Genomic DNA, 12778 nt, shown 5'->3' with positions numbered 1-12778 from the left:
CCATCGCCGAGGAGGCCCTGGCGCGCGAGGCCGCCCGCCGCGAGGCCGACGAGGCTGCCGCGGAATGGCGCGCGGCGCAGGAGGCGGCCACGCTCAGGCTCGCGGCCGACGACATTCCCGAGCCGACGGCTTTGGACCGCATCGCGCTCGACCCTCGCGACCGCATCGGCGACCGGCGCTTTACGGACGTGGCGTCGCCCGAGGCCGACATCGTCCCCGAGCGGGAGCCGCGCACCGACCCGGTCGGCGCCATCCTCGACGCGCTGCCCGAAGCGATCCTGGCGAGTTTTCGCGAGGAGCAGGAGCGGGTGCGCCTCGCCGCGGAGACCGAAGCCGCGTCGGATGCCCAGGACGCCCCGGAGCGCCGGCGTCTGGCGGCCTGACCGCCGGGGTTGCGAAGCGCCGGCTCCCGCCGACAGGGTCCGGGATCCAGAGCCGCCGAGGGTGCCAAGCCGAATTCCGACCTGCGGTTCTTGATTCGAGGCTCGCCTTCGGCGCCCCGGGCTGACGGGAAAGATTTCGGCGGAGGGCGTCACGAGACGCATCATCTCGATGCCCTGACCGGAAGCGGGCCGGGCGGTGTCCACGGCGGACGCGCGTGCCCGCCATCGCCCGCCGCAGCCTTGTCGCGCGCGGACCGATGCTGCAAAGCGTGCCCGTCCGCACGACCCGAGCCAGCCCATGCACGACATCCGCGCCATCCGGGACAACCCGGAAGCCTTCGACCGCGACCTTTCCCGTCGCGGCCTCAGCCCACTTTCGGGCGAGCTGATCGCGCTGGACGACGCCCGCAAGGCGGCCGTGTCGGCGGCGCAGGAGAACCAGGAGCGCCGCAACGCGCGGGCCAAGGAAATCGGCGCCGCCAAGAAGGCGAAGGACGAAGCCCGCGCCGCCGCGCTGATGGACGAGGTCGCCGGCCTCAAGGAGGCCGCACCTGCTCTGGAGACGGCGCAGTCCGAGGCCGCCAAGGCCCTCGACGACCGGCTCGCCGCGATCCCGAACCGGCCCAAGGCCGACGTGCCCGAGGGCGCCGACGAGCACGGCAACGTCGAATACCGGCGCTTCGCGTCCGCGCGTGAAAAGCTCACCGAGGGCCGCCAGCATTTCGAGCTCGGCGAGACCTTGGGCCTGATGGATTTCGAGACCGCGACCAAGATCTCCGGCTCGCGCTTCGTCGTGCTCAAGGGCCAGATCGCCCGGCTGGAGCGGGCGCTCGGGCAGTTCATGCTCGATCTTCACACGCAGGAGCACGGCTATCTCGAGGTCGCGCCGCCGATCCTGGTGCGCAACGAGGCAATGTTCGGCACGGCGCAGTTGCCGAAGTTTGCCGATGACCAATTTTCTACAGCTACCCCGCTTGGTACTGCCGCTGATTTTATGATGAAGGTATTCAATTCAGATCCAGAATTTCTGGATGCTTCTATAAATTATCGGTCGATTTTGTATACCGAGGCATCAAAAGCATCCGTCACGCAAAAATCCGTCTCGATCGAAGCTTCCTCTGAATTTTCAGAACTGCAGCGGCAATATTTTGATCGGATGAAACCGCTTGCAGAAGCTGCTGCGCAGCGTTGGCTCATCCCCACAGCCGAAGTCCCGCTCACCAACCTCGTCCGCGAATCCATCCTCGCCGAGGACGAGCTGCCGCTCCGCTTTACGGCCCTGACCCCCTGCTTCCGTGCGGAGGCCGGGGCGGCCGGGCGCGACACCCGCGGGATGCTGCGGCAGCACCAGTTCAACAAGGTCGAGCTGGTCTCGATCACCGCGCCGGAGAAGTCGGCGGACGAGCACGAGCGCATGCTGGCCTGCGCCGAGACGGTCTTGAAGAAGCTCGACCTGCCGTTCCGCACGATGACCCTGTGCACCGGCGACATGGGCTTCGCCAGCCAGAAGACCTGCGACATCGAGGTTTGGATGCCGGGCCAGAAGACCTTCCGCGAGATCTCGTCCTGCTCGGTCTGCGGCGATTTTCAGGCGCGACGGATGAATGCCCGGTACCGTAAGGACGGCAAGCCCGCCTTCGTGCATACCCTGAACGGCTCGGGCGTCGCGGTCGGCCGTGCACTGATCGCGGTGATGGAGAACTACCAGAACCCGGACGGCAGCGTCACGATCCCGTCCGTGCTCGCGCCCTACATGGGCGGCCTCAACCGGATCGAAGGACCACGTCCGTAATGCGCATTCTCGTCACCAACGACGACGGCATCCACGCGCCGGGCCTGGAGACGCTGGAGGGCATCGCCCGGACGCTCTCCGACGACGTCTGGGTGGTGGCGCCCGAGACCGACCAATCCGGCGTCTCGCACTCGCTGTCGCTGAACGACCCCCTGCGCCTGCGCCACATCGCGGAGAAGCGCTTCGCGGTGAAGGGCACGCCCTCCGATTGCGTCATCCTCGGCGTGCGCCACATCCTGGCCGACCACGGCCCGGACCTCGTGCTGTCGGGGGTCAACCGCGGCCAGAACGTCGCCGAGGACGTGACCTATTCCGGCACCATCGCCGCCGCGATGGAGGGCACGATCCTCAACGTGCGCTCGATCGCGATGTCGCAGGCCTACGGGATCGGCGGCCGCGGCAACCTGAAATGGCAATGCGCCGCCCATCACGGGCCGATCGTGGTGAAGAAGATCCTCGAGACCGGCATCGAGCCGGGCATCGTGATCAACGTCAACTTCCCCGATTGCGAGCCGGAGGAGGTCGCCGGCATCGCCGTGGCGGCGCAGGGGCAGCGCAACCAGGCGCTGCTCGCCATCGACGCGCGCACCGACGGGCGCGGCAATCCGTATTTCTGGCTCGCCTTCGCCAAGGCCCGGTTCGAGCCGGGCAACGGCTCCGACCTGAAGGCGATCGCCGAGAAGCGCATCTCGGTGACGCCGCTGCGCCTCGACCTCACCGACGAGCCGACGCTGACGCGCTTCGCCCAGGCCTTCGCGGAGTAGGCGGATCCCGCAGCCGCGGCGGTTCTGAATTCCGGGCTCGCCTGCGGCGCTCCGCAACGACGGGGCCGAAAGCGGACATCCTCTCGGGGGCGACCGCATCCCGAACCGGAGACTCGCCCGATGAGCCTCGTCCTGATCCCCGGATACATGGCCGATGCCAGCCTGTGGGACGACATGGCCGAGGCGCTGGCGCCCGCAGGCCCGATCCACCATGCGAGCCTCGCCCACGACGACACGATCCTGGCGATGGCGCAGCGGCTGCTCGCCGAGGCGCCGGCGCGCTTCGTGCTCGTCGGGTTCTCGATGGGCGGCTACGTCGCCCGCGAGGCGGCGCGGCTCGCGCCGGAGCGGGTGCGCGGGCTGGTGCTGATCGCGACCTCGTCGCGATCCGACTCGCGCAAGCAGGCGGTCGCCAAGCGCCTCGCCATCGAGGGCGTCGAGGCCGGCCACTTCGGCGGCCTGAGCCGGGCGGCGGCGGCCGCCTCGGTGCATCCGGACCGGGCCGGGGACGCGGCCCTGATCGAGCGCATCCGGGCGATGGGGCAGCGCCTCGGGCGCGAGGCCTTCCTGCGCCAATCCCGGCTCGAGCGGGTCGGCGATGCGGATCGGCTCGGTGCGCTCGGCTGCCCGACGCTGGTGATCGCGGCGGGCCGGGACCGCCTGCGCAGCATCGCGGAATCGGAGGAGCTGCGCGACGGCATCCCCGGCGCGACGATGGCGGTGGTCGCGGATGCCGGCCACATGCTGCCGCTCGAGGCGCCGGACGCGCTGGCGGCGCACATCCTCGCCTGGATCGGCGACCTGCCGCCATGACCGGAAGCGACGAGGACGCGATCGACGACCAGGCCGGCGCGAGCTTGAGCGGCCATGCCGGCCTCGGCGGGGCGATCGAGAACGCCGCCTTCGTGCTGGCCCTGCGCGGGCGCGGCACCCGCGACACGGCGGTGCTGCGGGCGATGGAGCAGGTGCCGCGCGCCGCGTTCGCCCCCGCCGCGTATCGCCACCTCGCCCGGCGCGACCTTTCCCTGCCGCTGCCCTGCGGCGCGGCGATGACCGCACCGAGCACGGTGGCGACGATGCTGACGCTGCTGAAGGTCGAGCCCGGAATGCGGATCCTCGAGATCGGCACCGGGTCCGGCTACGTCACGGCGCTGCTGCTGCAACTCGGCGCCGGCGCGGTGACGAGCCTGGAGCGCTACGCGACGCTGGCCGGGCAGGCGAGCGCGAACCTCGCAGGGCGCGCCCGCGTGCTCCAGGGAAACGGCCTCGCCGACACCGCGGGGGGCGGCTACGACCGCATCCTGGTCCACGGTGCGGTCGCGGAGCCGCCCGCATCCTGGGCCGCGGCGCTGAAGCCCGGCGGCCGCTTCGTCGCCGGATCGGAGGGCGGGCTGATGGCGGCCACGCATGGCGGGCAGGGCCTCGTCGTCGAGCCGGGACCGCGCCTGCGCCTCGCGCCGCTGGTGCCCGGACGAGCCGCCGCGCTTTAACCAATCGTGCTCGCCGCTCCGCCTGCGGTAAGCATTCCTAAGCAGCGATCCCGAGAGCGAAATGGTGCTCGCGCGGCCGTGAACGTGGTGAACGGGAACGGTTGTTTAACCTGAATCCGGCTTTCATGGGCTCATCAAGTTGCGTCAGGCAAACGGGTGCGTCGATGCGGGTTCGCGGGACTGGTCGGAGGATGAAGACGCTGTCGCGCTTCGCTCTCATCGGAGTTATCGGCAGCGGTGCCGCCGCCTGCTCGTCGGACGCATCGCGTCTCGACAGCCCCTTCACCAACCCGTTCGCGTCGAACATGGCGAGCGAGCCGGCGGCGACGGGCAGCCTGCCGGACATGCCGTCGGCGCCGCCGATCCGCACCGGCCGGATCCAGTCCGAGGCGCTCGGCGCGCCGACGGCGATCTCGCCCCGGCCCGGCCCGGTGGCGGCCCGCGTGCCGACCCAGCCGATGGCGCAGACCACCCGCGTCGCCTCCACCGGCACGCCCGGCTGGAACGCGCAAGGGGGCACCACCATCACCGTCGCCCCGAACGACAGCCTCAACCAGATGTCGACCCGCTTCGGCGTGCCGGCCTCGGCGATCCTGTCGGCCAACGGCCTGACCAGCGCCGGCCAGGTGACGCCCGGCCGCCAGCTGATCATCCCGGTCTACAGCGCCTCGGGCATGAACCCGGCAGCCGCCCCGATGACGGCGCGGGCCGTTCCCGCCGCCCCCTCGGAGCGGATCAAGGCCGCCGAGGCCAAGCGCCAGGACGACACGAAGGCGGAGGCCAAGCGCAAGGAGGCGGCCAAGGAGGCGGCCAAGGAAGCCGCCAAGGAGGCCCAGAAGGAGGCCGAGGCCAGGAAGCTCGCCGACAAGCGCGCCGAGGAGAAGGCCCGCAAGGACGTCGCCGCCAAGGAGGCCGACGCCAAGAAGCATCACGTGCGCCCCGGCCAGGTCGCCAAGGCCGATACGAAGCCCGACACCAAGGCCGAGGCGACGCGCAAGGTTGAGGCGGAGGCCAAGCAGGCCAAGGTCGACGCCGCCAAGGCCGACGCCGCCAAGGACGCGGCGAAGAAGGTCGCCGAGGCGAAGGCCGCCAAGGCCGCTTCGGAGAAGGCGGCCTCGGAGAAGGTCGCGGCCGAGAAGGTCGCCGCCGCCAAGCCGGAGCCGGTCAAGACCGCCGCCGTGGCGAAGGTCGAGCCCGCCAGCACCGGCTCGGTCGCCGCCGCGGCCCCCAGCGCCCCGGCCGCGCCGGACCAGACCTTCCGCTGGCCCGCCAAGGGCCGGGTGATCTCCGGCTACGGCTCCTCGGGCAACGAAGGCATCAACATCGCGGTGCCCGAGGGCACCGCGGTGAAGGCCGCCGAGGACGGCACCGTCGCCTATGCCGGCTCGGACGTGAAGGGCTACGGCAAGCTCGTGCTGGTGCGGCACTCGAACGGGTACGTGTCGGCCTACGCCCATAACGGCGAGCTCGACGTGAAGCCCGGCGAGAAGGTGAAGCGCGGCCAGACGATCGCCAAGTCGGGCGCGTCGGGCAACGTCACCTCGCCCCAGCTGCACTTCGAGATCCGCAAGAGCGGCGCGCCGATCGACCCGATGTCGCAGCTCGCCAGCAACTGAGCGATTTCCCGAGACCCACGATCGAGGGCGGTCCGCGAGGGCCGCCCTTTCGCGTTTCGGCGCGTCGTCAGGTGCCGGGCGTGCGCAGCGTCCCGTCGGGGCTGTGCTGGTCGACCGCCGCGGGCAGCACCTTCGCCAGGACCGCGAGGACCTGGTCGGTCGGGATCCCGAGCTTGTCGGCGATCTGCCGGACCTGCTCGTTGTCCAGGACCTTGCGCAGGTCCTCGGTGGTGATCGGCGCGTTCGGGCCGCGGCCAAGCCAGGAATTCACCTGCGCGGCGTAGCCCGAATTCCGGAGCTGGTTCAGCAGCCCCTGAAGCCCGCCCGGCAGCACCCGCTCGACGATGCCGGGAAGGGCCTCGACGGCGGCCTGGCCCAGGCTGCCGCCGAGCGCCGACTTGAGGGTATCGAACAGGCTCATCGCTGGGTTCCTCGCCGTGATCCGCGCATCACTCTAGCCGCCAGCCGGCGTCAGGCCACCTGCGTCGAGAATTGCCGCTGCGGCGCGAGCGTCCCGTCCCGGCTCTGGCGGTCGACCGCCCCGGGCAGGAACTCGGCGAGCGCCGTCGGCACGCGCGCTTCCGGGATGCCGAGGTCGGCGGCGAAGCGCGTCAGCGCCTCGGGCGAGAGCAGGGCGGCGTAGGCGCCCGCGGGGAGGGCGACGTTCGCCTCGGATCCGAGCCACGAGGCGACGGCCGAGCCGTGGCCCGCCGCGCGCAGGGCATCAAGGAAGGCCGGCAGGCCGCCGGGATAGATCTTGGCGAAGGACATCGGCAGGCCGTCGCCGCCGATCGCGTCGATGCGGGCTTCCGCGCGGGCGAGCGCGGATCGGATCGCGTCGAAGAGTCCCATGATGTCAGCCCCGTCCCGCCTGCTCGTCCGCCGGGAGGCGGATCGCTCGAGGTGCAAGCTCGGGCGTAGCGGACGCAAGGCAAGCGCCTGCGGCGTCGAGAAATGCGCCTGCGGCGTCGACAACGCGCCCGCAACCGATCGGCCGACGGGATTTCGATCAGTCGAGGGTCCGGCCGAGCCGCCCGGCCAGATCCTGGATGAACTGGAAGGCGGTGCGGCCGGAACGCGAGCCGCGGGTGGTCGCCCATTCCAGCGCCTCGGCCCGGAGCGCGTCGGGCTCGACCGGAAGGGCGTGGCGCTCGGCATAGGCGCGGATCATCGCCAGGTACTCGTCCTGGCTGCACTTGTGGAACCCGAGCCACAGGCCGAACCGGTCCGAGAGCGAGACCTTCTCCTCCACCGCCTCGCCGGGGTTGATCGCGGTGGAGCGCTCGTTCTCCACCATCTCGCGGGCGAGCAGGTGCCGGCGGTTCGAGGTGGCGTAGAACAGCACGTTGCCCGGCCGTCCCTCAATGCCGCCGTCGAGCGCCGTCTTCAGCGACTTGTACGAAGTGTCGTCGCCATCGAACGAGAGGTCGTCGCAGAACACCACCCAGCGATGCGGGTCGGAGCGGAGCGTCGCCATCAGGTCGGGCAGCGCCTCGATGTCCTCGCGGTGGATCTCCACGAGCTTCATCGGCAGGGCGCCGGCCGCGCGGCGCGCGTTGATCTCGGCATGCACCGCCTTCACGAGCGACGACTTGCCCATGCCGCGCGCGCCCCAGAGCAGCGCGTTGTTGGCCGGCAGCCCGCGCGCGAAGCGCTCAGTATTCTCGGCCAGGGTGTCGCGCGCCCGGTCGATGCCGGTGAGCAGGCCCATCTCGACGCGGTTGACGGTGCTCACCGGGATCAGCCGGCGCTCGGGCCCCCACAGGAAGGCGTCGGCGGAGGTGATGTCCGTCACCGGTCGCGCGGGCGGGGCGGCCCGCTCCAGCGCCGTGGCGATGCGCTCCAGCAGCGGCATCAGGGTCTCGAGGGTGGTCGCTTGCGTCATGGCGGATCGGTTCGGATGGCTCTTCGAGGACCGCACGGGCCTACGCGCGCTCGGCACGACTCGCAACACGAGCTGCGACACGGCCTGCAACGTCCGGAGCCCGCTCGCGTTGGTCGGCGCATCGCAACGCCGGAGACCCGCCTTGATCTTCCCCGCCACCACCGCCCTCTTCGCCGCCCTGTTCGCCTTGATCTACATCGGCCTGTCCGGCTGGGTGGTGGGGGCCCGGGTCAGCGGCAACGTCCTCGTCGGGGATGGCGGCCGGGACGGATTGCAGCGTCGCATCCGCTCGCACGGCAACTTCTCGGAATACGTGCCGCTGACGCTCGGCCTGATCGCCCTGCTCGAAGCGGGCGGGACCCGGCACTGGATCGTGCTGACGCTGCTCTGGCTGCTCCTGATCGCGCGCCTGCTGCATCCGGTCGGCATGTTCGCGCCGGTCAACTCGCCGCGCCAGTTCGCCTGCCGCGGCGGCGGCATCCTCGTCACGCTGCTCGTCATGACGGTGGCGGCGGTGCTGCTCCTCGTCCGGGCGATATGAGGGGCGCGCGCCGCCCGGCGTTGCTTTCGGAACGCCCCTGGCTATAGTCCGCGCGCTTTCAGACAGGCCCGGCGACGCTTCCGATAGGCGCGCACGGGCCCGACGTCACATGAGGAGACGCGCTTGATCACCCCCGCCTTCGCGCAAGGGGCCGGCACTGCTGCCGGCGGAGCCGAGATCGCCTTGCAGGTGGTTCCCTTCGTCCTCATCTTCGTGATCATGTACTTCCTGATCCTGCGGCCCCAGCAGAAGCGGGTCAAGGAGCATCAGGCCCTGGTCAAGAACGTCCGCCGCGACGACACGATCGTCACCAACGGCGGCCTCGTCGGCCGGGTGGTGAAGGTGCTGGACGACGCCACCGAGATCGAGGTGGAGATCGCGCCGAACGTCCGGGTCAAGGTGGTGCGCACCATGATCTCCGAGGTCCGCGTCAAGGGTGGGCCGGTCAAGGCCGCCTAGGGCGCTCTCCGCCGAAGTCGGGGCCGGTTCGGCCCGAGAGCGCGTGGGACGGCAAGTGCCCGGAACCGGCTCCCATCGCGACGCGATCGGGAACGGCTCCGGACCCGCCGGATCAGGATGCCGGGGCAAGCCCTCGGCAGGACTGCAGAAAACAGAGTCGGCGGATGCTGCGCTTTTCCCGTACCAAAATCGTCGTGACGCTCGTCGCGATCCTGATCGGCCTCAGCCTCGCGGTGCCGAGCTTCTTCTCGCCCGAGCAGCGCAAGGGCTTCATGGCCGCGCTGCCGGGCTGGTTCCCCGCCTGGATCGTGCCGACCCGCGCGATCGTGCTCGGACTCGACCTGCAGGGCGGCTCGCAGCTGCTGCTGGAGGTCGACCAGACCGAGCTCGTCGCCTCCCAGGCCAAGGCCCTGCGCGACGAGGTCCGCGGCGTGCTCCAGCGCGAGAGCGTGCGGGCCGACGGCGGCATCGGCATCCTCCAACGCGGCGTCCAGGTCCGCATCGCGGACGCGGCCGCCCGCGCCAAGGTGATGCCCAAGCTGCAGGAGCTGGCGCAGCCGATCTCGAACCCGCTCGTCGGCCAGACCGGCGGGCGGACGCTCGACATCACCGAGCAGCCCGACGGCCTGATCCGCCTCGCGCTCACCGATGCCGGCATCAACGAGCGCACGCGGCGCGCCGTGACGCAGGGTATCGAGGTCATCCGCCGCCGCCTCGACTCGACCGGGACGCTGGAGCCGTCGATCCAGCAGCAGGGCGCCGACCGCATCCTGATCCAGGTCCCCGGCCTGCAGGACCCGGAGCGCCTCGAGGCGCTCCTGGGCAAGACCGCCAAGCTCGAGTTCCGGATGATCTCCGACAACCCGGCCGGCGACGTTGACATGCTGCCCTCGCGCGACGAGCGCGGCGCCAAGGTGGCGGTGGAGCGCCGGGTGATGGCCGACGGCGGCGACCTGACCGACGCGCAGCCGGCCTTCGACCAGCAGACCCACGAGCCGATGGTGAGCTTCAAGTTCAACCTCAAGGGCGCCCAGCGCTTCGGCCAGGCGACCTCGGAGAACGTCGGCCGCCGCATGGCGATCGTGCTCGACAACGAGGTGGTCTCTGCCCCGGTGATCCGCACCGCGATCACCGGCGGCTCCGGTCAGATCACCGGGAACTTCTCAGTGCAGCAGGCCAACGACCTGTCGATCCTGCTGCGGGCCGGCGCGCTGCCGGCGAAGTTCACCGTGGTCGAGCGCCGCGTCGTCGGGCCGGGGCTGGGCAGCGACTCGATCCGCGCCGGCAAGATCGCCACCGGCGTCGCCGGGCTCCTCGTCGTCGGCTTCATGTTCCTGACCTACGGCACCTTCGGCTTCATCGCGAACATCGCCCTCATCGTCCACGTCGGGCTCATCCTCGGCCTGATGTCGGTGCTGGAAGCCACCATGACGCTGCCCGGCATCGCCGGCATCGTGCTCACCATCGGCACGGCGGTGGATTCCAACGTGCTGATCTACGAGCGCATGCGCGAGGAGCACCGCGCCGGGCGCTCTCTGGTCTCGGCGCTGCAGGCGGGCTTCGACCGGGCCTTCGCCACCATCATCGACTCGAACTCGACCATGGCGATCGCCGCGCTGATCCTGTTCTTCCTCGGCTCCGGCCCGGTGAAGGGTTTCGCGGTCGTGTTCATCCTCGGCATCCTCACCACCGTCATCACCGCGGTGACGCTGACGCGGATGATGATCGCCGTGTGGTACAAGTCCTTCCGGCCCAAAGCCCTTCCGTTCTGAACGTCGCCCGTTTCGGGAGGCCGCTTCCCGATCGCAAGGTCCCAAAAGAATGCGCCTGCTTCGCCTCTGGCCCGACGAGTCGCACTTCGACTTCATGCGCTTCCGCCGCCTGAGCTTCCCGCTCTCGGCGATCCTGTCGGTCGTGACCGTGGTGCTGTTCCTCACCGTCGGCCTGAACTACGGCATCGACTTCAAGGGCGGCACGCTGGTCGAGCTGCAGGCGAAGTCGGGCACCGCCGACGTCGGCGAGATCCGCCACACGGCCGCCGGCTTCGGCTTCGGCGAGCCCGAGGTGCAGGAGCTCGGCAACCAGGGCACCGTGCTGGTGCGCCTGCCGCTTCAGCCCGGCGAGCAGGGCCAGACGGCGGTGATGAACAAGGCGCACGGCGCCTTCGACAAGGATTACGAGTTCCGCCGCACCGAGACCGTCGGCCCCCGCGTCTCGGGCGAGCTGGTGCAGTCGGGCACGCTCGGCGTCGTGCTCTCGGTCGTCGCGGTGCTGCTCTACCTGTGGTTCCGCTTCGAGCGCGAGCTGGCGCTCGGCGCCATCGTCGGCACGCTCCACGACATCGTGCTGACCATGGGCGTGTTCATCGTCACCCGGATCGAGTTCAACATGACCTCGATCGCGGCGATCCTCACCATCGTCGGCTACTCGCTGAACGAGACCGTGGTGGTGTTCGACCGGACCCGCGAGCTGATGCGCCGCTACAAGACGATTCCCACCGACGAGCTGCTCAACCTCTCGATCAACTCGACGATGTCGCGCACCGTGATGACCTCGATCTCGGCCTTCCTGTCGCTGCTGGCGCTGGTGCTGTTCGGCGGCGAGGCAATCCGCGGGTTCGCGGTGGTGATGCTCTGCGGCGTGGTGATCTGCACCTACTCGGCGATCTTCGTCTCGACGCCGGCGCTGATCTATCTCGGGCTGATGCTCTCGGGCACCAAGGCCCAGGCCGCCCGCGGGCGGCTGCCGCAGGCCGCGGAGTAGGGCCGAGAGACGGGGGACGCACAGCGCATGGCCGAGCTCGACGGCTTCCTGCCCGGGCGCCACCTGATCGACGCCTACGGCAACGGCGGCTTCCGCTTCGGCGAGATGTCGCACCGCGGCTCGATCCTGGCGCTGCCGTCGGGCATCCGCGCCTGGGCCACGACCGAGGGGAGGGCGATCGACCGCACCGCGTTGCGCCCGGTCCAGGCGGAATCGGCGGAGATCGAGCTGCTGCTCGTCGGCACGGGCCTCGACATCGTGCCGCTGCCACCCGATCTTCGGGCATGGCTCAAGGACAACCGGATCGGTCTCGACGTGATGCAGACGGGCGCGGCGGCGCGCACGTACAACATCCTGGTGGCGGAGAACCGCAAGGTGGCGGCGGCCCTGATCGCGGTCGCGTGAGCGCAGAGCCGGGGCAGGTGGACAGCCAAGCAGAGGGTAAAGGCGGCCTCGCCTTCGCCTTCCGCCACTGCGAGGACCTCGTCCGCGCGGGCGACCCCGACCGCTACTTCGCCACGCTGTTCGCGCCGCAGGCCTTCCGCCCGCACCTGTTCGCGCTTTACGCCTTCAGCCTGACGGTCGCGCGGGTGCGCGAGGCCGCCTCGAACCCGATGGCCGGCGAGATCCGCCTGCAATGGTGGCGCGACGCGCTCCAGGGCGAGGCCCGCGGCGACGTGAAGGCCAATCCCGTCGCCGCCGCGCTCCTCGACGTGATCGTCGCGCGCCGCCTCGGGCGCCAGCCCTTCGTCGATCTGATCGACGCCCGCGTCTTCGACCTCTACGACGACCCGATGCCCCGGCTGAACGACCTGGAAGGCTATTGCGGCGAGACCGCCTCGGCCCTGTTCCGGCTGGCGAGCCTGATCCTGTGCGACGGCACCGAGCCGGGCGGGGCGGCCGCCGCCGGTCATGCCGGCGTCGCCTACGGCATCACCGGCCTGCTGCGGGCGATGCCGTGGCACGCGCGGGCGGGCCAAGTCTACCTGCCGGCCGACGTGTTCCGCAGCCACGGCGTCACCCGCGAGGACATCGTCACCGGCCGCGGCGGTCCGGGCCTGCGCGGGGCCTGCGCGGACCTGCGC

The 12778-nt window shown here is 70.6% G+C and carries 14 protein-coding genes and 1 pseudogene; 12 read left to right on the top strand and 3 right to left on the bottom strand.

The window, feature by feature from the left end:
• From FV230_RS29745 to FV230_RS16440, 6 genes and pseudogenes are all read left to right on the top strand, one after another.
• Positions 1–383 (top strand): annotated as a pseudogene (locus FV230_RS29745) (hypothetical protein); the annotation flags it as partial.
• Positions 384–681: 298 nt separating this feature from the next.
• Positions 682–2175 carry a serine--tRNA ligase gene (gene serS, locus FV230_RS16460; protein WP_147843168.1) on the top strand — a complete coding sequence of 498 codons (1494 nt, stop codon included), beginning with the start codon at positions 682–684 and terminating at the stop codon, positions 2173–2175.
• Complete coding sequence (gene surE, locus FV230_RS16455; protein ID WP_147728726.1) at positions 2175–2939, top strand: 5'/3'-nucleotidase SurE; 765 nt, start codon at positions 2175–2177, stop codon at positions 2937–2939. Before serS ends, surE begins: the two co-directional genes overlap by 1 nt.
• A gap of 120 nt (positions 2940–3059) precedes the next feature.
• On the top strand, positions 3060–3752 hold the full coding sequence (locus tag FV230_RS16450; protein WP_147843167.1) for an alpha/beta fold hydrolase: 693 nt from the start codon (positions 3060–3062) through the stop codon (positions 3750–3752).
• On the top strand, positions 3749–4429 hold the full coding sequence (locus tag FV230_RS16445; RefSeq protein WP_147843166.1) for a protein-L-isoaspartate O-methyltransferase: 681 nt from the start codon (positions 3749–3751) through the stop codon (positions 4427–4429). The genes FV230_RS16450 and FV230_RS16445 overlap by 4 nt, the downstream gene beginning before the upstream one ends.
• A gap of 191 nt (positions 4430–4620) precedes the next feature.
• Positions 4621–6045 (top strand): LysM peptidoglycan-binding domain-containing M23 family metallopeptidase, encoded by a 1425-nt coding sequence (locus tag FV230_RS16440; RefSeq protein WP_243987420.1) that lies wholly within the window; start codon positions 4621–4623, stop codon positions 6043–6045.
• Positions 6046–6112: 67 nt separating this feature from the next.
• Here the strand turns inward: FV230_RS16440 and FV230_RS16435 are convergent, their stop codons facing one another.
• From FV230_RS16435 to FV230_RS16425, 3 genes are all read right to left on the bottom strand, one after another.
• Positions 6113–6466: a YidB family protein gene (locus FV230_RS16435; protein WP_147843164.1), complete on the bottom strand. Its 354-nt coding sequence runs from the start codon at positions 6464–6466 to the stop codon at positions 6113–6115.
• 50 nt (positions 6467–6516) lie between these two features.
• Positions 6517–6897: a YidB family protein gene (locus FV230_RS16430; RefSeq protein ID WP_147727780.1), complete on the bottom strand. Its 381-nt coding sequence runs from the start codon at positions 6895–6897 to the stop codon at positions 6517–6519.
• Between the two features lie 157 nt (positions 6898–7054).
• A complete protein-coding gene (locus FV230_RS16425) occupies positions 7055–7930 on the bottom strand; it encodes an ATP-binding protein (RefSeq protein WP_147843163.1) in 876 nt (291 codons plus the stop codon).
• 142 nt (positions 7931–8072) lie between these two features.
• Between FV230_RS16425 and FV230_RS16420 the strand changes: the two genes are divergently transcribed.
• From FV230_RS16420 to FV230_RS16395, 6 genes are all read left to right on the top strand, one after another.
• Complete coding sequence (locus FV230_RS16420) at positions 8073–8471, top strand: MAPEG family protein (protein WP_147843162.1); 399 nt, start codon at positions 8073–8075, stop codon at positions 8469–8471.
• 123 nt (positions 8472–8594) lie between these two features.
• Positions 8595–8930 (top strand): preprotein translocase subunit YajC, encoded by a 336-nt coding sequence (gene yajC, locus FV230_RS16415; protein WP_147727777.1) that lies wholly within the window; start codon positions 8595–8597, stop codon positions 8928–8930.
• A 164-nt stretch (positions 8931–9094) separates the two neighbouring features.
• Positions 9095–10702, top strand: a complete 1608-nt coding sequence (gene secD, locus FV230_RS16410; RefSeq protein WP_147843161.1) for a protein translocase subunit SecD — start codon at positions 9095–9097, stop codon at positions 10700–10702.
• Between the two features lie 49 nt (positions 10703–10751).
• Positions 10752–11693: a protein translocase subunit SecF gene (secF, locus tag FV230_RS16405; protein WP_147727775.1), complete on the top strand. Its 942-nt coding sequence runs from the start codon at positions 10752–10754 to the stop codon at positions 11691–11693.
• A gap of 27 nt (positions 11694–11720) precedes the next feature.
• Positions 11721–12098 carry an MTH938/NDUFAF3 family protein gene (locus FV230_RS16400; RefSeq protein WP_147727774.1) on the top strand — a complete coding sequence of 126 codons (378 nt, stop codon included), beginning with the start codon at positions 11721–11723 and terminating at the stop codon, positions 12096–12098.
• On the top strand, positions 12095–12778 hold a 684-nt coding region (locus FV230_RS16395; RefSeq protein WP_187275523.1), incomplete at its 3' end, for a phytoene/squalene synthase family protein. The genes FV230_RS16400 and FV230_RS16395, both read left to right, overlap by 4 nt.

This window comes from Methylobacterium sp. WL6 (assembly GCF_008040095.1).
GTDB lineage: Bacteria > Pseudomonadota > Alphaproteobacteria > Rhizobiales > Beijerinckiaceae > Methylobacterium.
The sequence above is the reverse complement of the archived record's forward strand: the minus strand, read 5'-3'. Positions and strand labels throughout refer to the sequence as shown.

What these genes read in the sequence shown, in the direction of transcription:
- serS (WP_147843168.1), top strand. Translation starts at nt 682, where the DNA reads ATGCACGACATCCGCGCCATCCGGGACAACCCGGAAGCCTTCGACCGC.
- FV230_RS16450 (WP_147843167.1), top strand. Translation starts at nt 3,060, where the DNA reads ATGAGCCTCGTCCTGATCCCCGGATACATGGCCGATGCCAGCCTGTGG.
- FV230_RS16425 (WP_147843163.1), bottom strand. Translation starts at nt 7,930, where the DNA reads ATGACGCAAGCGACCACCCTCGAGACCCTGATGCCGCTGCTGGAGCGC.
- FV230_RS16400 (WP_147727774.1), top strand. Translation starts at nt 11,721, where the DNA reads ATGGCCGAGCTCGACGGCTTCCTGCCCGGGCGCCACCTGATCGACGCC.
- FV230_RS16445 (WP_147843166.1), top strand. Translation starts at nt 3,749, where the DNA reads ATGACCGGAAGCGACGAGGACGCGATCGACGACCAGGCCGGCGCGAGC.
- secF (WP_147727775.1), top strand. Translation starts at nt 10,752, where the DNA reads ATGCGCCTGCTTCGCCTCTGGCCCGACGAGTCGCACTTCGACTTCATG.
- FV230_RS16435 (WP_147843164.1), bottom strand. Translation starts at nt 6,466, where the DNA reads ATGAGCCTGTTCGATACCCTCAAGTCGGCGCTCGGCGGCAGCCTGGGC.
- FV230_RS16440 (WP_243987420.1), top strand. Translation starts at nt 4,621, where the DNA reads ATGAAGACGCTGTCGCGCTTCGCTCTCATCGGAGTTATCGGCAGCGGT.
- surE (WP_147728726.1), top strand. Translation starts at nt 2,175, where the DNA reads ATGCGCATTCTCGTCACCAACGACGACGGCATCCACGCGCCGGGCCTG.
- FV230_RS16430 (WP_147727780.1), bottom strand. Translation starts at nt 6,897, where the DNA reads ATGGGACTCTTCGACGCGATCCGATCCGCGCTCGCCCGCGCGGAAGCC.
- secD (WP_147843161.1), top strand. Translation starts at nt 9,095, where the DNA reads ATGCTGCGCTTTTCCCGTACCAAAATCGTCGTGACGCTCGTCGCGATC.